General features: G+C 68.4%; 18 protein-coding genes and 1 tRNA gene. 9 read left to right on the top strand and 10 right to left on the bottom strand.

Annotation, left to right across the window (positions count from 1 at the left end):
* Positions 1-168: 168 nt before the first annotated feature.
* Both VFU06_11175 and rpsD read right to left on the bottom strand, forming a co-directional pair.
* Positions 169-585 carry a polymer-forming cytoskeletal protein gene (locus VFU06_11175; GenBank protein ID HEU5209941.1) on the bottom strand — a complete coding sequence of 139 codons (417 nt, stop codon included), beginning with the start codon at positions 583-585 and terminating at the stop codon, positions 169-171.
* Positions 586-749: 164 nt separating this feature from the next.
* The gene (gene rpsD / locus VFU06_11170) at positions 750-1,355 is read right to left on the bottom strand and encodes a 30S ribosomal protein S4 (GenBank protein ID HEU5209940.1); all 606 of its coding nucleotides are present in this window, start codon (positions 1,353-1,355) and stop codon (positions 750-752) included.
* A 194-nt stretch (positions 1,356-1,549) separates the two neighbouring features.
* Between rpsD and VFU06_11165 the strand changes: the two genes are divergently transcribed.
* The 4 genes from VFU06_11165 to VFU06_11150 all read left to right on the top strand — a co-directional run bounded on the left by VFU06_11165 (position 1,550) and on the right by VFU06_11150 (position 4,147).
* Positions 1,550-1,765 (top strand): DUF542 domain-containing protein, encoded by a 216-nt coding sequence (locus VFU06_11165; protein ID HEU5209939.1) that lies wholly within the window; start codon positions 1,550-1,552, stop codon positions 1,763-1,765.
* The gene (locus VFU06_11160) at positions 1,762-2,076 is read left to right on the top strand and encodes an AraC family ligand binding domain-containing protein (GenBank protein ID HEU5209938.1); all 315 of its coding nucleotides are present in this window, start codon (positions 1,762-1,764) and stop codon (positions 2,074-2,076) included. Before VFU06_11165 ends, VFU06_11160 begins: the two co-directional genes overlap by 4 nt.
* Positions 2,077-2,154: 78 nt before the next feature.
* Positions 2,155-2,934, top strand: a complete 780-nt coding sequence (locus VFU06_11155) for a Crp/Fnr family transcriptional regulator (GenBank protein HEU5209937.1) — start codon at positions 2,155-2,157, stop codon at positions 2,932-2,934.
* A 70-nt stretch (positions 2,935-3,004) separates the two neighbouring features.
* The gene (locus tag VFU06_11150; protein ID HEU5209936.1) at positions 3,005-4,147 is read left to right on the top strand and encodes an Mrp/NBP35 family ATP-binding protein; all 1,143 of its coding nucleotides are present in this window, start codon (positions 3,005-3,007) and stop codon (positions 4,145-4,147) included.
* Here VFU06_11150 and VFU06_11145 read toward each other — a convergent pair.
* From VFU06_11145 to VFU06_11120, 6 genes are all read right to left on the bottom strand, one after another.
* Positions 4,086-5,705, bottom strand: a complete 1,620-nt coding sequence (locus VFU06_11145) for an ABC-F family ATP-binding cassette domain-containing protein (GenBank protein ID HEU5209935.1) — start codon at positions 5,703-5,705, stop codon at positions 4,086-4,088. The two genes, VFU06_11150 and VFU06_11145, sit on opposite strands and share 62 nt — an antisense overlap.
* Before the next feature lie 242 nt (positions 5,706-5,947).
* Positions 5,948-7,435, bottom strand: a complete 1,488-nt coding sequence (locus tag VFU06_11140) for a M56 family metallopeptidase (protein ID HEU5209934.1) — start codon at positions 7,433-7,435, stop codon at positions 5,948-5,950.
* Positions 7,435-7,812 (bottom strand): BlaI/MecI/CopY family transcriptional regulator, encoded by a 378-nt coding sequence (locus VFU06_11135; GenBank protein HEU5209933.1) that lies wholly within the window; start codon positions 7,810-7,812, stop codon positions 7,435-7,437. Before VFU06_11135 ends, VFU06_11140 begins: the two co-directional genes overlap by 1 nt.
* A 162-nt stretch (positions 7,813-7,974) precedes the next feature.
* Positions 7,975-8,988 carry an MlaD family protein gene (locus VFU06_11130; protein ID HEU5209932.1) on the bottom strand — a complete coding sequence of 338 codons (1,014 nt, stop codon included), beginning with the start codon at positions 8,986-8,988 and terminating at the stop codon, positions 7,975-7,977.
* Between the two features lies 1 nt (position 8,989).
* On the bottom strand, positions 8,990-9,820 hold the full coding sequence (locus VFU06_11125; GenBank protein HEU5209931.1) for an ATP-binding cassette domain-containing protein: 831 nt from the start codon (positions 9,818-9,820) through the stop codon (positions 8,990-8,992).
* Positions 9,820-10,635 carry an ABC transporter permease gene (locus VFU06_11120; protein HEU5209930.1) on the bottom strand — a complete coding sequence of 272 codons (816 nt, stop codon included), beginning with the start codon at positions 10,633-10,635 and terminating at the stop codon, positions 9,820-9,822. The genes VFU06_11125 and VFU06_11120 overlap by 1 nt, the downstream gene beginning before the upstream one ends.
* A gap of 127 nt (positions 10,636-10,762) precedes the next feature.
* Here VFU06_11120 and VFU06_11115 point away from each other — a divergent pair, with 127 nt between their 5' ends.
* Both VFU06_11115 and VFU06_11110 read left to right on the top strand, forming a co-directional pair.
* Positions 10,763-11,782, top strand: a complete 1,020-nt coding sequence (locus VFU06_11115; GenBank protein HEU5209929.1) for a bifunctional ADP-heptose synthase — start codon at positions 10,763-10,765, stop codon at positions 11,780-11,782.
* A 14-nt stretch (positions 11,783-11,796) separates the two neighbouring features.
* Complete coding sequence (locus VFU06_11110) at positions 11,797-12,183, top strand: RidA family protein (protein ID HEU5209928.1); 387 nt, start codon at positions 11,797-11,799, stop codon at positions 12,181-12,183.
* A gap of 4 nt (positions 12,184-12,187) precedes the next feature.
* Here the strand turns inward: VFU06_11110 and VFU06_11105 are convergent, their stop codons facing one another.
* On the bottom strand, positions 12,188-14,002 hold the full coding sequence (locus tag VFU06_11105) for a DegV family protein (protein ID HEU5209927.1): 1,815 nt from the start codon (positions 14,000-14,002) through the stop codon (positions 12,188-12,190).
* Positions 14,003-14,158: 156 nt separating this feature from the next.
* Here VFU06_11105 and ettA point away from each other — a divergent pair, with 156 nt between their 5' ends.
* Entirely contained in the window at positions 14,159-15,850 is a 1,692-nt protein-coding gene (gene ettA / locus VFU06_11100; GenBank protein ID HEU5209926.1) for an energy-dependent translational throttle protein EttA, read from the top strand.
* Between the two features lie 61 nt (positions 15,851-15,911).
* Here the strand turns inward: ettA and VFU06_11095 are convergent, their stop codons facing one another.
* Positions 15,912-17,744 (bottom strand): ATP-binding protein, encoded by a 1,833-nt coding sequence (locus VFU06_11095; protein HEU5209925.1) that lies wholly within the window; start codon positions 17,742-17,744, stop codon positions 15,912-15,914.
* Positions 17,745-17,907: 163 nt separating this feature from the next.
* On the opposite strand from VFU06_11095, the gene VFU06_11090 reads away from it, so the two are divergent.
* A complete protein-coding gene (locus VFU06_11090; protein ID HEU5209924.1) occupies positions 17,908-18,783 on the top strand; it encodes a PAS domain-containing protein in 876 nt (291 codons plus the stop codon).
* A gap of 14 nt (positions 18,784-18,797) precedes the next feature.
* A tRNA-Sec gene (locus VFU06_11085) sits at positions 18,798-18,892 on the top strand.
* The last annotated feature ends 19 nt before the right edge of the window (positions 18,893-18,911 follow it).

Raw genomic sequence — 18,911 nt, 5'->3', positions numbered from 1 at the left:
CGCGGACGCGGGTTCGATTCCCGCCGGCTCCACTGTCTGCAAAAGCAACCGCCCGGCCAGAATGCGAGATTCTGGTCGGGCGGTTTCGTGTGACGGTTTCGGGCGTTCGCTCGTTGCGGCTGTAGTGTCGCTGGTACCCACTGCGCGGCACGAGCGCGATCGGGACGTTCAGCTGCCCTGCGCGCCTCCCGGCGTGATCTTCAGCCGCCCCTGCAATGCCGCGCCCTCCGCGATGCTGAGCCGGGGTGAAACGATGTCACCCACGACCGACCCGCTTTCGCCGATCTCGACGTTGCGCGCCGCGGTCACGGAACCCTTCACTTCTCCGTTGAGCGAGACGCTGCCGGCGTGGACGTCGCCGTCGATCTTCGCGCCCTGCGCGATCACGAGCGCGTGGTTGCGGACATCGACATTGCCCTCGACGCGGCCGGCCAGCGTGGTGTCCTCCGAGCTGACCAGGTCTCCCTTGATCACGATGGACGCCCCGATCCACGCTGCGACGCGTCGCTCGCCGCGTCCGCCACGGGTCACCGCCTGATCACTGCTCCGGTCGACTGCCGTCTCTCGTGCATTCTTTCCAAGCACCGGCCCCTCCGCGCGTCGTCACGTTCGGGCCGGGACGCTGGTCTGGTCGCGGCCGCATATGCGGTAAGATGCGACCGGGAGCACGCCGCTGTCCACGAGGCTGCTGCGCGTCGCCCGGCGCGGCTGCCGCAGGACCTGCAGCGGCCGCTGCGTTCCGCGTCCGTTCAGCGCGCGTAGAACTCCACGATCGCCGTCTCGTCCACGATGAACGGAGTGTCCGCGCGCATCGGCGCACCGACGACCCGACCGCGAAACGGATCGCCGGGGTCGATCGCCAGCCATCCGGGCAGCTTCACCTCCGGGCCGTGCTCCACCGCCCGAGCGACGTCCGCGATGCGCCTTCCGCGCGGCGAGACCGCGATCTCGTCGCCGGCAGACACGCGGAAGCCCGCGCGGTCGACGCGTGCTCCGTTCACGAGCACATGGCCATGGCCAACCAGCTGCCTCGCGGCGGGAATCGTCGGCGCAAGGCCGAGCCGGAACACGACGCTGTCCAGCCGCCGCTCCAGGAGCGCGAGCAGCTGCTCCCCCGTCGCACCCGTCTGCCGACTGGCCTCCTCGAAGACGCCCTGCAGCTGTCGCTCGGAGATCCCGTAATGCCAGCGGAGCTTCTGCTTCTCCCGCAGCCGTGCACCGTAGCCGCTGACGCGCCGGCGCTGTCCCGCGCCGTGCGCACCCGGCGGATACGTCTTCCAGCGCGCCTCCTTGCGGGTCAGACCGGGCAGCGGTGTGCCCAGGCGACGGAGGATCTTCAGTCTCGGTCTCTGCATCGTCTTCCTGACGTCCCTTGTGGGTTCCGGTGGCCCGTGCTGCCGTTTCGGTACGAACGTGACAGGATCGCACCCGCCGGCTGGTCCGGTCTGTGACGTGAGTCACAGTCTTTCGGGTGGAGCGGTCTTATCGTCCTCACGCGCCGGCTCACACGCCGGTTAACAGCGCAGAAACGAGAAACCAGGAGTGCTCGATGAAGGATACGGAAATCGCAGGCGTGATCACGGCAGATCGGACCGTGAACGAGGTCGTCCGCATGCATCCCGTCACCGTGGCGGTCTTCAACCGCTTCGGCATCGACTCGTGCTGTGGGGGAGCCAGCTCGATCCAGGACGCCGCCGTGCGCGACGGTGCCGACCCCGACGAGCTGCTGGCAGCACTGAACCAGGCGCTGACGGACGTCGCATGATCGTCCTGCCACCGGAGGGACCGGCGCCGCGTCCCGATCGGCCTGCCACGGCCCTGCTGCACGACGAGCCCAACGTCAGGATCGTCGGCTTTCACCTCCTCCCGGGGCAGGAGGTCCTGCCGCACACCAGCGAGTCCAGCGTGCTCGTGCAGGTGATCGAGGGCAGCGGCACGTTCATCGGCGAGACCGGCACGGCCCAACTCCAGACCGGCGGCACCGCCGTTTATGCGCCCGGTGAGGTCCACTCGATGAAAGCCGACGACGGCGACCGCCTCCGCTTCCTGGCCATCATTACCCCCCGGCCCGGTTGAGCCGTGGCGCTGTCCTGTCGGTGCAGGCGCAGGCGCTGTATACTTGAGAATGAGACTCAAGTGCAAGGCGGAGACCCGATGACAGCTCGCTGCAGCCATGAACCGGCACGCGTCGTCGCGCGGCAGCCGCTGTTCGCCTCGCTCACCGCGGAGGAATGCGAGGGGCTCGTGCGCCGCTCCGTCTGCCGGGGCGTGAGACGCGGCGAGGTGCTGTTCCGGGAAGGGGCACCGTGTCGCGGACTGTACCTGGTGGTGGAAGGGGCGGTGCGCACGTACCGCGCGAACCGGACGGGCCAGGAGCAGGTATTCGGCGTGATCGGCCCCGGCGAATCGCTGGGTGAGGTTTCGATGTTCGACGGGGGGCCGTACCTGGCTTCGGCGCGGGTCATCGAGGACGGCCGTGTGCTGTTTCTGCCGCTCGGTGAAGTACAGGCGCTGTACCGCAGCCATCCGGACGTAGCCCAGGCACTGGTGTGCGAGCTCGGCGCCCAGGTGCGTACGCTGGCCGCGCTGGTCGATCGACTCTCGCTGCAGGACGTGCCGATGCGTGTCGCGTCCGCGGTGCTCGCGCAGGCCGGGCGGTCCGGTGTGTTGAACACTGGAGCGGCGTACCGGATGTCGCAGACGCAGGAGGAGCTGGCAGCGGAGCTGGGTACGACGCGGGAAGGCGTTGCCCGTGCGCTCCGCCGGCTGCGGCAGGCGGGGGCGATCCAGCAGCGCGGAGCCGTGGTAGCGGTACGCAATGCGGCACTGCTCCGGCAGATGGCAGGAGACGACGCGCTGAGTCCGCGCGAAGCATGGGACATCGATCGGGCGAGCGCCGAGCGTGCGGCCGTCGGCATTGCATGCTGCGCATAGCTGACATCCGGGAGCGGCGGTAGCGCGGTCCGGCTGCGTGCGTCGCCGGACCCTGAGCGTGGAGGCGAGGATGGTGGAAAGCAGCCTCACTGAGGAGCAGGTCCGGGCGGCGCTCGCGCGCGTACCCTATCCGGGTCTGAAGCGCGACATCGTGTCCCTCCGGCTGGTACGCAGCGTTGCCGTCCGCAACGGCCGGGTGCACGTCTCCCTCGTCCTTTCCACGACCCGCGAAGATGTGCCCGATCTGCTCCGTGCGGCGATTCGTGAGCGGCTGGCCGAGGCCGGCGCGGTGCGCACCGAAGTGCAGATCGTGCCGCCGGAGCGTCGGGGCGGCAAGCTCGACCCGTGGGCGGATCGCGCGCGCCTGCCGGGAGTGAAGCGCGTGGTTGCGGTCGGCGCAGGGAAGGGTGGCGTCGGCAAGAGCACGGTTGCCGCCAACCTCGCCCTGGCGCTGCACGGATTGAACCTGCGCACCGGCCTGATGGATGCCGACATCTACGGCCCGTCCCTTCCGGTCATCATGGGCATCGAAGACGGTGCGAGACACGTGCGTCTCACCGACGACCGCAAGATCATTCCGCTGGAAATACACGGACTGTCGATCGTGTCGTTCGGCTTCTTCCTCGGGCCCCAGTCACCGGCAGTCTGGCGCGGACCGATGGTGGGCAAAGCCGTCAAGCAGTTCTCCCGTGGTGTGGTGTGGCCGGAGCTGGACGTGCTGGTCGTGGACCTGCCGCCCGGCACTGGAGACGTGCCGCTGTCGCTCGCGCAGTCGATCGTCGTGGACGGGGCCGTCGTTGTAACCACGCCGCAGCGACTCGCCACGCTGGAAGCCGGCAAGGCGCTCGAGATGTTCCGCAAACTCGACGTACCCGTGCTCGGCATCGTGGAGAACATGAGCTTCGCGCAGTGCGCGTGTGGTCGGCGCTCGCATCCGTTCGGCGCCGGTGGCGGCGAGCGTCTCGCCGCGGCGGCTGATGTACCGCTGCTCGCTGCGGTCCCGTTCGAGGAGCCGGTCGTCGAAGGCGAAGATGCGGGTGCGCCGCCGGTGCTGGCCGCTCCCGACAGCGGCACCGCACGGGCGTTCGTCACGCTGGCGGAGGAGGTCGCGTCACGGCTGGGCGGCGTGCAGATCGAGACCGAGCGCGCGATTACCCGAGCCGCACACGCCGCTGTACGCCGATCGCATCGAGGAACGGCCGGTCATGGCTGACGACGAGCAGTGCGCCGTCATACGCCTGCAGCGCGTCCTCCAGTGCCGCGAGCGCGTCGAGGTCGAGGTGGTTCGTCGGCTCGTCGAGCACGAGGAGTGACGGCGGTGTCCGGCCCCCGAGCACGCACGCGAGTGAGGCACGCAATCGTTCCCCGCCGCTGAGCGTGCCGACGGGCTGCAGCGCCGCCTCGTGGGAGAAGAGGAACCGGGCGAGCGCGTAGCGTGTGGCCGTCGGGTCCAGCTCCGGTTGGCAGCCACGGAAATTGTCGAGCACGCTCAGTGCAGGGTCGAGCCGCGCACCAGCCTGGTCGAGAAATCCGATCTCATCATCCGGCAGGCGCCGGACGTCACCGCTGTCCGGCGTGAGCTCGCCCAGGGCGACACGCAGCAGTGTCGTCTTCCCGGAACCGTTGGGCCCCACGACGGCAACACGTTCCGGTCCGACGACGCGCAGGGAAACGTTCTCGAGGATCGCATCGGTAGCGCCCGCAAACGTGACGCACGCTTCCGTGATCTCGAGCACGACGCGTCCTGCAGGCAGGTTCGTCGACGGCAGGGCGAAGCGAGGACGCTCACGTTCTTCGACCCGCTGCCTGGCCGCGGCCGCACGTTCCCGCCGCTCCTCCACCTCGCGCGCCGTGATCGCACGCACCCGGGCTCCTGTTTCCTGTGCACGCGCCTTGCGCCCGTTCAGCAGGATCTTCGGCAGGTTCGCAGTTGCCGCATTGCGACGTCCCTGCGCCTCGCGCCGTGCCTGCCGCTCACGTACCTCGCGTGCGTCCCGCTCCGCGGCGCGCAGCGCTGCACGCGCACTGTCGAGCTCGCGCTCCGCCGCCGCGTCCTCCGCGTCACGGATCGCGCGATACTCATCGTAATTGCCACCGTACACGCGTGCACCGAACGCGGACAGCTCGACGATCCGGTCCATGCGGCGGAGCAGCTCGCGATCGTGGCTGACGCACAGCGCACCGCGATCCCACGACTCGATGAATGCGTACAGCGCAGCACGGCTCGCCGCATCGAGGTGATTCGTGGGCTCGTCCAGCAGCAGGAAATCCGGTTGCTGCAGCACCAGTCCCGCGAGTGCGACACGCGTCGTCTCGCCGCCGCTCACGGCTGCGAGGGGTCGGTCGAGGGTGAGGCCGGTCAGCCCGAAGCGGGCGAGGACCGCTGCGGTTCGTTCGCGCAGGTCCCAGTCATCACCGATCAGCTCGATGTCGGCAAGCGTGGCTGTGCCCCGCTCGCTGCGCTCCAGGGCAGCAAGCGTTTTCTCCACGCCCAGCACGGCCGCCAGCGAAGCGCCCGGGGGCGGCCGGAAGTCCTGCGGCAGCAGCGCGACCAGGCCGCTCCGGTGAACGCTGCCAGCAGTGGGACGCGCATCTCCGGACAACAGGCGCACGAGCGTAGTCTTGCCGGAGCCGTTCGGTCCGACCAGGCCGGTTCGCTCCCGGCCAAAGGAAATCGTGAGTTCGTTGAATAGGGTGCGACCGTCCGGTAGCGCGTAGCTCAGCCGGTCAGTCGATATGCGCGCGTCGCGCGGGCCCGTAGTGGTTTGCATGCGGATACACTCCTGTCCTGACGGTTGCGTTGTCGTGAGCACCAGTCAGAACGATCCGCATACGGGCCTCTGAGGAGGGTTGCTGTCTCCCGCGCCGGCCCGCCGCTCATGGAGCGGCGCCGGTGGGCAGCGATACGTTGATGGAAAACGGGCATCGTGTCAATCCGCACGATGCCCGTGATGCCCGCGACGCTGTCCTGGACAGGTCGTGGAGCTTGTGGAAGACCGTAGGGACGCGTTGTTCAGCGCGGGGTAGGCTTGAGCCGAATGCTGATCACGCCGTTTCGCGCCTCCGGCTCATCGAAGATGCGCGCCGCAGCCGCGCCTTTGATTACCTCGATGCTTTCGATGCCCGCGGGGTCGAGCGTACGCAACGCGGTGGGCTCGGTGCGCTTGCCGTCGACGAGCAGAAGACCGTTGAAACCGGCCGGCGTCGATGCAACCTCGACCGAGCCGTCGTCGTCTGCATCCGGTACGACATGATCGGCCAGGATCTCGCTGGTCCGGGCACCATCACGCGTGCTGATCTCGACCACCGCCGCCGCATCCGTACCGGCGGGCACACTCTCACCCTTGCGAATCACGATGGAGGCGATCTTCTCCGGCGCCAGCACGTGCGCTGCGGCGGCATCGGCCTCCACGCCGTCGATGATGTAGAGCGCATCGGCGAGCGGGGCTACCGGCGAAGCCGCCTCGACTGCATCCGCGACGCTCATTTCGTCGATTGCAGCGCTGGTCGGCAGGTCGGCTTCGCATGCCGCAAGGACGAGGGTCACGGCTGCAAGCGCACCACCGGTGGCACGAACGAGTGGGTGAGAACCGGGTCTCTCGTTCATGGCGTCCAGTCTCCTTTCGAGATCGGATGGCGAGTCAGCCAGGGCTGCGCTCAGTACACGCAAGGTCGAGCGTCGCTCGGCTGCGGCGAGGAGTACCCGGGCGTAGGGAAGGGCAGTGGTTCCGGCCTGGAGCACACGCGCATCGCAATCGATCTCGAGCGAGAGCCGCAGGCGTCGCATCATCCACCAGGCGAATACGTTCCACGGAAACAGCACGACAACGGCGCAGGCAGCCAGCAGCACGAGCGGGTCGCGCGCATCCACGTGTGCACGCTCGTGGGCCACGATCATCCGCTGCTCCGCTTCCGGACGATCCAGCAGCCAGGCCGGCAGCACGATCTCTGGTCGGAATGCACCGAACACGGCCGGCCCTGCATCACGGCTCACACGGACCGGTTCACCCGCCACCAGTCGGAGTGGCCATGTGCGTCGCGCAGAACGGATGCGCAACGTGGTGACCAGCATACCAGCGAGCAGCAGCACGCTCGCCGTCGCCCACAGCGCGCCGAGCACGCGAGGCAGGGCACTGTGCGCGACACTGCCGGAGTTTACAGGATCCGCCGCCGAGGGAGTGAGAAGGTCCGCAATCAGGCGAAGAGGCGCGTTGACGATCCATGCAAACGCGTCCCACGCAATGACGGTCCGCGAATCGACCGTGGCGGAAGCCGGCGCGTCGGCGGAGGGCAGCGGCACGTCGACGGCCGACACGGCAGGTGCAGGACTCGCCAGCCGCCACGGCGCAGCCGCCGTCAGCACTGCCAGCGCCAGCAGGGCCGCCACCCATACCCAGCGGCGCGGAAGGCGCAGGACACGCAGTATCGTCTCGGCCGCGGACGCCGCAATCAGGAGGACCAGGGCGGTAAACAGGCCGTAGGCAATCAGCATAGGCAGCATCAGGATTCCTCCTTCAGCCGCTTCGCCAGCATTCGCCGCATCCGCTCCAGCTCGGCGCGCGACAGCCCGCGATCACTTACCAGGTGCGCAAAGAGCTGCTCCACCGAGCCGTGGAAGATCGCATCGCGGATCCGGCCGAGCGCACTCGCCCCCGCAGTGTCCGGGTCCACGGTGGGGAAGTAGCGGTAAGCCCGACCTTCGGCCTCGTGCCCGACGTAGCCCTTCTCCTCCAGCGTCTGCAGCACGGACAGGACAGAGGTGTACGCCAGGTCTTCCCCCAGCGCCTCCCTGACCTCGCTCACCGTGCCCGACCCCGTGCGCCAGAGGATGCTCATCACGTCGAGCTCGCGGCTGGTGAACAGCGGTCCATCGTCCACGGCACCTCCTCCGACGAGTGTTGCTACGGAACTTCCCGTAACATACCCGGCAGCCGTCCGCCTGTCAACGGGAAAAGCCGTAGATGACGCGGACGGGCAGAGACGACGGCCCGCCAGCTCCGTGTGCTCAGTGTTCTCCGTGGTGAAAGCGAGTGCGGGGCGTCAGAACACGTCCACGCGGATGTTCGGCTTGAATGCGTCCGGGTTCTCGCGGATGCCGATGATCAGCGTCTGCAGCTCGATGACGGCGCGGAGGAACTCGTCGTAGAGCTGGGGATCGGTGATCAACCGCTCCAGTGAGCCGTCGCCCTCGCTCATGCGCTGCACCATGTCGGACAGGGCGAGGACGGCGCTGTCTGCGTTGGTCGCCATGCTGGAGAGCGAGTTGTAGAGCGAGTCGTCGCGCAGCAGCCGGCCGAGCGAGCCATCACCGGCGACGATCATTGCGCCGAGCGAGTCGACGCGCAGGACGGCGCGATTGAGGTTGTCGTACAGCGTGGGGTCGCGCAGCATGCGTCCGAATGTGCCATCCGAGCGGTTGAGCTGCGCCAGCGTGTTCTCGAGCTGTGCCGTCGCGGTGACCATGCGCGCATAGAGGGCCTCGTCGGTGAGCAGCTGTCCGATGGTCCCGTCTCCGGCCGCGAGTCCGGCCGTGACCTCGCGCAGGTCGGTGACGATGACCTGCGCCTCGTCGATGGCCAGGGCAGCGCGCTCCATGAACTGCTCGATGTCGACGCTTTCGCCCACGATCAGTGTGTCGCCCGGCTGCAGGATCGCTGCGCCGGCGGTACCGGGCGCGATGTCGACGTACTTGTCGCCGAGCAGGCCCTGCATGCGGAAGAATGCACGCGAGTCGCGGCGGATCTGTTCCCGTACGTCCTCGCTGACGGCGAGGGTCACGTTCAGGTTGGCATCGGCGCGGCGCTGCTCGACGGGAATGAAGTCGATGCTCTCGACCTGGCCGATGCGCTGGCCGGCGAGGGTGACGGGAGCACCTTCCCTGAGACCGAGCGCGCTGGGCACGAGGGCGTGGAGCTGGTAGCGGCTCGCGAAGACGTCGAAGACGCTGCCGACCTGGTAGACAGCGAATGCGAGCAGCAGCACCCCGATCACGACGAGTGCGGCGACGCGTGCCCTGCGCACGGGAAAGGTCGGCCTGCGTTTGGCTTCGGCCATATCAGCTCAGGAACTCCTGTATGTACGGATCGTTGGCGACGACCATCTCCTCGGGGGAACCGTCGAACACGATCTCGCCGTTGCGCAGCAGGTTCACGCGTTGCGCGACGCGAAAGCCGGCGCGGATGTCGTGGGTCACGATGATGGACGTGACCTTGAGCTCGCGCTGCAGCTTCCTGATCAGGTCATTGATCGTTCCGATCGTGAGCGGGTCGAGCCCGGCGGTCGGCTCGTCATAGAGCACGACCTCGGGGTCCGTGGCGATGGCGCGCGCGATGCCCACGCGCTTGCGCATCCCGCCCGACAGCTGACTCGGGAGCTGGTGCATCACGCGATCCGGTTCGAGGTCGACGAAGTCGAGGCGCTCGCGCACGATGCGCTCCAGCTCGTCGTCCTCGAGGTCCCGGTTCTCGCGCAGCGGGTAGGCGACGTTCTCGAAGATGGTCATCGAGTCGAAGAGCGCCGCGTTCTGGAACACCATGCCGATGTGCCGGCGCAGGTCGAGCGCCTCGGCGAAGGTGAGATGGATGACGTCGCGCCCGAGCACCTCGATCCTGCCGCTGTCCGGGACGAGCAGTCGCAGGATCAGCTTCAGGATCGTGGATTTGCCCGATCCCGATTCACCGGCCACCATCAGCGTCTCTCCGCGGCGCGCTTCCAGCGAGACCCCGCACAGGATCGGCTCCTCGAAGGTCAGGTGCACATCCTCCAGACGGATGATCGCATCCTGCGCCTGCAGCTGACCTTCCCGCTCGCGCTCCTCCGCCAGCTCCCGCCGGATCGTGGGAATCGGGTCATCGTGCACCGTGCGCACGCTCTCGTTGCGCATCATCAGACCTGGCCGAGCACCACGAGCAGCACCTGCGTCATGAAATAGTCGACCGCCAGGATCAGCACGGAGCAGGCGACGACGGAACGCGTCGCGGCATCGCCGACACCCTCCGTGCCGCCACGCGTCGAAAGCCCGTAGTAGCTCGCCGTCAGCGTGATGATCCCGCCGAACACGAACGGCTTCAGCAATCCGGTCACGAAGTCCTTCGGAAAGATGCCGAGCACGAAGCCGGGCTCCGCGAGTGCGTTCAGCACACCGGTGAAATACGCGTCGGCGGTCATACCGATGCGGAACAGGGCGATCACCATTCCGCCCAGGATGCCGATCAGGTCGGCGATGACGGTGAGGACCGGCAGCATGACGAGTCCGGCCAGGAGTCGCGGCGTCACGAGCTTCTTGATCGGGTCCGTCCCGAAGCTCTGGAGTGCGTCGATCTGCTCCGTGACGCGCATGGAGCCGAGCTCTGCCGCGATTCCGGAGGCAGAACGTCCGGCCACCATCAGCGCGCACAGCACCGGCCCCAGCTCGCGCACCATGGAGGCGCCGACCAGGTTCCCGATGTAGATGTCCGCGCCGAAGTTGGACAGCTCGACGGAGCTCTGCAGCGCGAGCACCATCCCTGTGAACAGGCCGGTCAGCACGACGATCGGGATGGAGCCGACGCCGATCCTGTCCATCTGGATGAGGGTGTCACGCCAGTAGAACGGGCGGGCGAAGATGAAGCCGATGGCCCGGCGCGCGAGCGTGAAGTAGTCGTAGACCCCCGAGCTCGCACCGCGAATGCGCTGCTCCACCGTAGCCGCAAAACCCGCCATCAGCCTCCGAACCGGATGTGTGTGATCGCTTTACATCGTGGGGGGCGGAGGGTAGCTTGCCGCCTCCGCCGTCCCTCTGAACGGGCGGCTTCCGACACAAATTCCATGCCGCCCCGGGACTGGCCCCATGGACGGACTCAGCCTGCAGCGCCTCGACGAGGTGCTCGAGCGCGCGCCCGATGTGCGCGTGCTCGTCGTCGGCGATGTGATGCTCGACGTGTATTTCCAGGGCAGCGCCTCGCGGATCTCGCCGGAAGCGCCGGTCCCCGTCGTTCGCATCGAGGAGCAGTGGCGGGCCCTCGGTGGCGCAGCCAACGTCGCGGCGAACGTCGTGGCGCTGGGTGCGCAGTGCAGCCTGGCGGGGGTGCTGGGCGGTGACGGGTCGGGCGCGGAGCTGCGCGGCGAGCTGGTGCGCACGGGGATCGACGACGCGGGCCTGATCGAGCAGGTCGGCCGACAGACCACGGTCAAGACGCGCATCATGGCGCGCCACCAGCAGGTCGCGCGCTATGACATGGAAAGCGACGACGATCTCGACGAGGTCACCGCACAGGGCCTCGCGGAAGTGATCCGTGGGCTGGTGCGCGACGCGCACGCCGTCGTGCTCGAGGACTACAACAAGGGCGTCCTGGTGCCGGACGTGATCGACGCCGCACTGGACGCGAGCCGCGAGGCCGGTATCCCGGTCATCGTCGACCCGAAGTCCCGTTCGTTCTTCGATTACGGCGGCTGCACGGTGTTCAAGCCCAACCTGCCGGAGCTTGCCGCGGCGTTGCGGGACCGTGTCCACCCGGACGATCCCGAGTGGATGGAGGACGCGCGTGCGCGGCTCGGGTGTGCGCACCTGCTGCTCACGCTCGGCGAGGACGGGATGGTGCTGGCGACCGAGTCCGGCGGCTACGTTCGTGTGCCGACGGTCGCCCGCTCGGTATACGACGTTTCCGGCGCTGGCGACACGGTCGTCGCGACGGTCGCCGTTGCGCTTGCGAGCGGCGCAAGCATCGAGGAGGCAGCGCTCATCGCGAACCATGCGGCGGGCGTCGAGGTCGGCAAGGCGGGTGTCGCGACCGTATCACCGCAGGAGCTGCGGGCTGCAGTGCGTTCCCACGAGGAAGCGGGTGCTGAAGACGCCCGCTCGGCAGACTGACGAGGAGATCGGAGATGGGGAAGCTGAAGCAGGTACAGACCGATGATGCGCCACAGGCGATCGGGCCCTACAGCCAGGCGATCATCGTTGGTGACATGGTGTACACGGCCGGGCAGATCGCTCTCGATCCGCGCACCAAGGACATTACCGGTGACGAGGTCGTCGCGCAGACCGAACAGGTGATGAAGAACCTGGCCGCGATCCTCGAGGCGGCCGGCACGTCGCTGCAGGGCGTCGTCAAGACGACGGTGTTCCTGAGCGACATGGGTGATTTCGCGGCGATGAACGAGGTGTACGCGAAGCATTTCGGCGATCACAAGCCCGCGCGCTCGACGGTGCAGGCGGCCGGGCTGCCGCGCAACGTGAAGGTGGAGATCGAGGCGATCGCGCGCGTCGGCTGACGCGCTAGTCCTCCACCTGCCAGGCGAGACCCCACGCACGCAGTCCGACGTGGGTGGCGATCACGGGTGAGGCGGGCACGACCAGGACGTCGTGCTCGCCGAACCGCTGCCGCAGCTCGCGCCTCATCACGTCACCGATCTCCGGATAGTCGACGTGGATGACGCCGAAGCGCATGCGCTTCGCGTCCTTCGGCACGCGCTCCTCCAGCACGGCGAGCGCGCGCTCCGACACATTGGCCCGACCGCGCACGCGGGCGAGTGGCCGTACCTTGCCGTCCAGCCCCAGCTCGAGGATCGGGCGGATGTCGAGCAGTCCCGCGATCATGACCTGCCCCCGGCCCACACGGCCCGACGCGAGCAGCCGGTCGAACGTGTCGACGGTGAAGATCATGCCCGACTGGGCGCGCACCCGCTGCAGGTCCGCAATGATCTCGTCTGCGCTCCGGCCCAGCTCCGCGAGCTCTGCCGCGCGCAGTACCAGCATGCCCTGCAGAACGGTGACTGCCTGGCTGTCGAACAGCCGGATCGGCTGGTCGGGCCGCTGACGGGCGGCTGCCTCGGCCGACGCGTACGTGCCCGACAGCCCGGAGCCGAGGATCACGCCGAGCGCCGTCTCGCCGTCCTCGGCCGCACGACGGTAACCCTCCAGGAAGGCGGCGGGCGGCGGCTGTGACGTGGTCGGGTGCTCGCCCTGGCGCATCCGCTCGATGAATCCGTCGCTGTCGATGTCGATGCGGTCGCGCAGCACCTGGTCCGGGTAGACCAGCGAGAGCGGGACGATGTGGATGCCGTGCGCCTGCACGACCTCGTTCGGCAGGTCGCAGCCGCTGTCCGCGACGATGGAGATCGGGCGGCGCGCGAGCGCCACGTGCGCGGCGGCCGCCCGTTCGACCGCGGCGTGCTGCGCCTGCATGTCCTCGGCCTTGTGCGTCACCAGCTCGCCGTGGGTGCGCAGCCAGTCGAACACGGCATCGGGATCGTCGGTGTGCACGTGCACCTTGAGCACGTCGCTCGTGCGCAGCACGATCAGCGAATCGCCGTGATGCTGCAGCGTCCCGCGCACCTCGGCGGCGTCCGGCAGCGTCTCACCGCGCACCAGCGCCTCGGTGCAGTAGCGGAAGCGCTCGCTCTCCGTCGGGTAGTCCACGGTTGCCGCGGCGATCGGTGCGTCGCCGTAGTCGGGCGTGGCGCCCAGCTCGACGAACGGCTCGCCGCGCACCAGTGCCGAGATCCCTTCCATCATGGCGACGAAGCCCTTGGCGCCGGCATCCACGACGCCGGCCTTGCGCAGCGCCGGCAGCAGCTCCGGAGTGCGTGCGAGTGTTTCCTGTGCGCGCACCACCATCAGCTCGACGAGGTCGCCGAAATCGTTGGTGACCTTCCTGCACGCCTCCTCGGCGACTTCCCGCATCACCGTGATGATCGTGCCCTCGACCGGATGCTCGAGGGCGTCGTAGACGTGGTGCACCGCATCGCGCAGCGAGTGTGCAAACTCGCTGGCGTCGAGCCGGCGCCGATCGCGAACGCTGTTGGAGAAGCCGAGCAGGAAGTGGGACAGGATCATGCCGCAGTTGCCGCGCGCGCCGAGCACGGCGGCCTCGGCGGCTTCCCGTGCGACCACCGCCACGGAGTGCGCGCGGTTCACCCGCAGGCGGTCCGCGATGGCCGCCGCGGTCAGCGCCAGGTTGGTGCCTGTGTCGCCGTCGGGAACCGGGAACACGTTGATCCGGTTCAGCTCGGCGCGACGGTGCTGCACGAAATCGCAGCCGGCGACGAGTGCGCTGCGCAGCCTCGCGCCGTCCAGGTATTGGATCGCCATGGCGTCCAACATAATGCGCCCGTGGTTCGCTCCGACAGCCGCGGGTCGCGCCCCGGAGGGACTGGACGCCTGCGGCACTTTGCCTAGCTTCCGTGCGCGACTACGCAAGCGGCCGGCCGCCCCGTGGCGGCCGTTTCACCGGCTTTCCGGAAGGTCATGAGCACTACCGATACGTCGAAGTTCATCTACGTCATGAAGGACCTGCGCAAGGTCGTCCCACCGAAGCGTGAGGTCCTGAAGGGCATCTGGCTGTCGTTCTACCCGGGCGCCAAGATCGGCGTGGTCGGGCCGAACGGGGCGGGGAAGTCCACGCTGCTCCGCATCATGGCCGGCATCGATGCCGACTTCCAGGGAGAGGCCTGGCCGATGAAGGGCACGCGCATCGGCTACCTGCCGCAGGAGCCGCAGCTGGACGCTGCGCTGAACGTCCGCGCCAACGTGGAGGAGGCGGTGCGCTCCAAGCGCGAGCTGCTCCGCAGGTTCGAGGAGGTCTCCGCACGCTTCGCCGAGCCGATGAGCGACGAGGAGATGGAGTCGCTCATCAACGAGCAGGCGGCGCTGCAGGACCAGATCGAGGCGCAGGGGCTCTGGGAGCTGGACCGCAAGATCGACATTGCGATGGACGCGCTCCGGCTGCCCCCGGATGACGCGTCGGTCGAGACGCTATCCGGCGGTGAGCGCCGTCGCGTTGCGCTCTGTCGCGTACTGCTCGAGGAGCCGGACATGCTGCTGCTCGACGAGCCGACCAACCATCTCGATGCGGAGTCGGTCGCCTGGCTCGAGAAGCACCTGGCCGAGTTCAAGGGGACGATCGTCGCGATCACGCACGACCGCTACTTCCTGGACAACGTCGCCGAATGGATCCTGGAGCTGGATCGCGGCGAGGGCATTCCGTGGAAGGGCAACTACACATCCTGGCTGGAGCAGAAGCAGGAGCGGCTGCGGCGCGAGGAGAAGGCGGAATCGGCGAAGCAGCGCACCCTGGAGCGCGAGCTGGAGTGGGTGCGCATGGCGCCGCGTGCACGCCAGGCCAAGGGCAAGGCGCGACTGCAGGCGTTCGAGGAGCTCGCGAGCGAGGGCGCCCGGGAAAAGCTGACGCGCGCAGAGATCGTGATTCCCGAGGGGCAGCGTCTCGGCGACGAGGTCGTGGTCGCGGAAAGCGTCAGCAAGTCCTTCGGCGACAAGCTGCTGTTCGACGACCTCTCCTTCCGGCTGCCGCGCGGCGGCATCGTCGGCATCGTGGGGCCGAACGGCGCAGGCAAGACCACGCTGCTCCGCATGATCACGGGCGACGCGCAGCCAGACGGCGGCACGCTGAAGGTAGGCTCGACAGTGGAGCTCGCGTACGTGGACCAGAGCCGAGATGCGCTGGATGCGGAAAAGAGCGTCTGGGAGGAGATCTCGAACGGGCAGGACGAGATCGAGCTGGGCCGCGGCGCGACCGTCAGCTCACGCGCGTATTGCTCCTGGTTCGGCTTCAAGGGCGCGGACCAGCAGAAGAAGGTTGGCGTGCTGTCGGGTGGTGAGCGCAACCGCGTGCACCTCGCCAGGGTACTGCGCAAGGGTGGCAACCTGATCCTGCTCGACGAGCCGACCAACGACCTCGACGTGGATACGCTGCGCGCGCTCGAGGAAGGCCTGCTGGGATTCCCCGGCTGCGCCGTCGTCGTCAGCCACGACCGCTGGTTCCTCGACCGGATCGCGACGCACATCCTCGCGTTCGAAGGGGAATCGCAGGTCGTCTGGTTCGAGGGCAATTACCAGGAGTACGAGGCGGATCACCGGCGCCGTGTCGGCGCGGACGCGGATCAGCCGCACCGTGTGAAGTACCGGAAGCTGGTGCGCTAGCTCGTTGCAGTGATGGAAACGGCGCGGCGGGCATCGCTGCCGCCGCGCCGCCCTGCCAGCGTCAGTACTCGGGTATGCGCCGGCGTTTCGCCGGGAGCGCGACGCGGAACGTCGTGCCGCGCCCCGGCGTACTCTCGACGCCGATCGAGCCGCCCATTGTCTCGATCAGCTGCTTGGTGATCGTGAGCCCGAGACCCGTACCCTCCCGGCGGGTGCGATCGGCCTGCCAGAACGGTTCGAACACGCGCGCCTGCGTGGCGGTGTCCATCCCGATTCCGGTGTCGCGCACCTGTATGTGCAGCATTCCGCCGTCCACGTACATCGTGAGGCTGACCTCGCCCTCCCGGGTGTAGCGTACGCCGTTGGACAGCAGGTTCAGCACGATCTGCAGCAGCTTGCGCCGGTCCATGAAGAGCGTGTGCGGCATCCGGTCGACATCGAGGTTGAACGCGAGGCCGCGCGCCGCTGCCAGCGGCTCGATCGTGGTGCGCACGTCATCGAGGAAGGCGTGCACGTCCATGTCTTCGGGATTCGGCGGCTCGCGCCCTGCATCCAGTCGCGATTGCGCGAGGATGTCGTCGATGAGCCTCTGCAGCGTGTGCGCGCTGCGCTCCACGCGGCGTACGTACTCCCGGCCTTTCTCGGTGACATCGCCAGCACTTCCGGCAAGCAGCAGCTGCGAGTAACCGATGATCGCGTTGAGCGGCGTGCGCAGCTCGTGACTCAGGTGGGCGACCAGCTCCGTCTTCGCCTGGCTGGCACTCTCGACCGAGCGTCGCGCCTGCACCTGCTCCGTCACGTCCATGGCGTGCAGCATGAGGCCGAAGACGGCACCAGCGCTGTCCAGCAGCGGCTGCACCACGAAGTCGATGTTGCGCTGGCCGTACAGCGGGTGGTCCAGGTGCACTTCCCGCCGCACGACCGGGTTCCCGGTCGCGTACGCGCGATCCAGCAGGCGGTGCAGCCCGCGCTCCACCAGGTCCGGAAACAGCTCGGCTACCGTGCGGCCCTCCTGGAGCGGTCGTGCCGCGAGACCGATGCAGCGCTCGTTCGCAGCCTCCAGCCGGTGCTGGGGCCCCACCGTCATCGCTACGGCCGCAGGAACCTGGCGCAGCACACTCGCAAAGCGCTGCCGCTCATTGCGCAGCGCACTCTGCAGCTCGGATCGCTCGGCCTGCATCTGGTGCATGTCCGTGACGTCGGTGGCAGCGCCAATCACGCCGGCCGTCCGCCCGCTCGGATCGAACCAGGGCAGGGCACTCGCGCGCAGGACGTGCCGGGTGCCGTCCAGCGCACGCACATCCAGGATCCGGCCGATGATCGGTCTCTGGCTGCGCAACGCCTGGTTGAACAGGTCGTACAGTGTCTCGACGTCCGGTGCACGCTCGACTACGGCATGCAGCGGGCTTTCCCCCCACAGCGATCGACCGGCGCTGTTCGTCTGCGTGACGAGACCGGCGGGATTGATGAGCGCAACCGCAACCGGGAGACCCTCCAGGATGGCGCGCATTCCCGCATCGCTCGAAGGCGCCTCCACCGGCGCCTCGAGCCTGCGGGCAACGATCAGCGAGTGACCATCCGCTCCCTGCAGGGGCTCGACCTGCAGTCGCAGCTCGATGCGCCGCCCGGCCGAGTCACGCGCCACGACCGTGTGCGAACGCGCACGCCGCGGCCGCAGCAGTTCGCCCGGCGCGCTGCCGAGGTCATCCAGGAGCGCGGCGAACGCCATGCCGCGCCAGTGACTCGCATCCCAGCGCACCGGCTCTGCGCTTGCCCAGCGGATGTGACCGGCCGCGTCCGTCACCAGCACGAACTCCGCACCGGTCCCCAGAACTCGCGCTGCCAGAACCTCGATCAGCGCCTCACCAACCTGGTCGTGGAGATCAGTTCCCATCAAGCATCGTGGCGCAGGTGCGCTGTCGCATCGTGAGAGTCGGGACGGCGGGCAGGAAGTCCGTCCTTGCCCGATACAGCGGGCGTTCTATTAGTTTGGTGCGTTGATGCGATTCGCGCCATGTTCCTGGACAGCTGGCACCACGCGACGCCGGACGCGCGACATGACTGACTTCGGACGGGAAGATGCGACGCTGGTGCGCATTGCCGTCGAGGCTGCGGCGCTGCCGTTCTGCGTCCTCGATGCTGCGGGCGTGGTGCGTTTCGCGACAGCGGCGTGGCAGCAGCACGCGCCGGGCGCGTCGGCATTCCGGGCTGGAGGCGGGTTCAACTACCTGAAGAGCCTGCAGCACCTGGCAGAGGGAGGCACGGCACACGCGCGGCTGCTGCACGACGGCATCGCAGCGGTGCTGGCGGCGCGCACGCCCCGGTTTCGCCTGGAGCACCCGGCGGCGCACGGCGAACGCCGGCAGGTACTGGAAGCGACGGCGCTGCCGGGAGGCGGCGCGGTAGTCACACACCTGGACGTCACGAGCGCCCACGCGGCGGAGATGCGCTATCGTCGACTGCTGCAGCGCTACCGGGCGGTGACGGCGAACGGGCGGGTCGGCGTGTGGGAGATCGACCCCGCACGGCGACGCATCAACGTGGATGGTTCGCTTTGCCTGCTGCTGGGATATCCCGACGGCGGCGAGCGCGACTGGTCGGAGTGGCGGGCACGGCTGCATCCGGAGGACGTCGCTGCTGTGGAAGGGCAGTGGGGCCGGTGTGCGCCCGCGGGTGAGCCGGGAGTTCCGGGATCGCGGATCGGGCCGTTCGAGGTGCGGGTCGCAGACACGCGCGGCGGCTACCGGACGTTCGAGTGCACTGGCGACGTCGTGCGCGACCGCCAGGGTGCGGTGATCACCGTGCACGGTACCCTGCATGACGTGAGCGAGCGCCGGGCGGCACAGGAGGCCATGCTGCGCAGCAATCGGCATCTGCAGGAACTCGCGGAGCGACTGTCACGCCTCGAGCAGGACAGCGAAAGCGGGATCTGACGGCAAGCAGTAACGGGGGTGGGTGTCAGCCGGTGCTGGCCCGGCGCTTCAAACGCCGTGCGACCGTCCACGACGGTCGGGTGGGTTCGACTCCCATGCACCCTCGCCATTTTCCGCCTGAGCCGGTG

The sequence above is a fragment of the Longimicrobiales bacterium genome (assembly GCA_035764935.1).
Lineage (GTDB): Bacteria > Gemmatimonadota > Gemmatimonadetes > Longimicrobiales > RSA9 > DASTYK01.
Note: the sequence above shows the minus strand (reverse complement) of the source record. Positions and strands in the feature narration are given on the sequence as shown.

What these genes read in the sequence shown, in the direction of transcription:
- rpsD (HEU5209940.1), bottom strand. Translation starts at nt 1,355, where the DNA reads ATGCAGAGACCGAGACTGAAGATCCTCCGTCGCCTGGGCACACCGCTG.
- VFU06_11165 (HEU5209939.1), top strand. Translation starts at nt 1,550, where the DNA reads ATGAAGGATACGGAAATCGCAGGCGTGATCACGGCAGATCGGACCGTG.
- VFU06_11160 (HEU5209938.1), top strand. Translation starts at nt 1,762, where the DNA reads ATGATCGTCCTGCCACCGGAGGGACCGGCGCCGCGTCCCGATCGGCCT.
- VFU06_11155 (HEU5209937.1), top strand. Translation starts at nt 2,155, where the DNA reads ATGACAGCTCGCTGCAGCCATGAACCGGCACGCGTCGTCGCGCGGCAG.
- VFU06_11150 (HEU5209936.1), top strand. Translation starts at nt 3,005, where the DNA reads ATGGTGGAAAGCAGCCTCACTGAGGAGCAGGTCCGGGCGGCGCTCGCG.
- VFU06_11145 (HEU5209935.1), bottom strand. Translation starts at nt 5,705, where the DNA reads ATGCAAACCACTACGGGCCCGCGCGACGCGCGCATATCGACTGACCGG.
- VFU06_11140 (HEU5209934.1), bottom strand. Translation starts at nt 7,435, where the DNA reads ATGCTGCCTATGCTGATTGCCTACGGCCTGTTTACCGCCCTGGTCCTC.
- VFU06_11130 (HEU5209932.1), bottom strand. Translation starts at nt 8,988, where the DNA reads ATGGCCGAAGCCAAACGCAGGCCGACCTTTCCCGTGCGCAGGGCACGC.
- VFU06_11125 (HEU5209931.1), bottom strand. Translation starts at nt 9,820, where the DNA reads ATGATGCGCAACGAGAGCGTGCGCACGGTGCACGATGACCCGATTCCC.
- VFU06_11120 (HEU5209930.1), bottom strand. Translation starts at nt 10,635, where the DNA reads ATGGCGGGTTTTGCGGCTACGGTGGAGCAGCGCATTCGCGGTGCGAGC.
- VFU06_11115 (HEU5209929.1), top strand. Translation starts at nt 10,763, where the DNA reads ATGGACGGACTCAGCCTGCAGCGCCTCGACGAGGTGCTCGAGCGCGCG.
- VFU06_11110 (HEU5209928.1), top strand. Translation starts at nt 11,797, where the DNA reads ATGGGGAAGCTGAAGCAGGTACAGACCGATGATGCGCCACAGGCGATC.
- VFU06_11105 (HEU5209927.1), bottom strand. Translation starts at nt 14,002, where the DNA reads ATGGCGATCCAATACCTGGACGGCGCGAGGCTGCGCAGCGCACTCGTC.
- ettA (HEU5209926.1), top strand. Translation starts at nt 14,159, where the DNA reads ATGAGCACTACCGATACGTCGAAGTTCATCTACGTCATGAAGGACCTG.
- VFU06_11095 (HEU5209925.1), bottom strand. Translation starts at nt 17,744, where the DNA reads ATGGGAACTGATCTCCACGACCAGGTTGGTGAGGCGCTGATCGAGGTT.
- VFU06_11090 (HEU5209924.1), top strand. Translation starts at nt 17,908, where the DNA reads ATGACTGACTTCGGACGGGAAGATGCGACGCTGGTGCGCATTGCCGTC.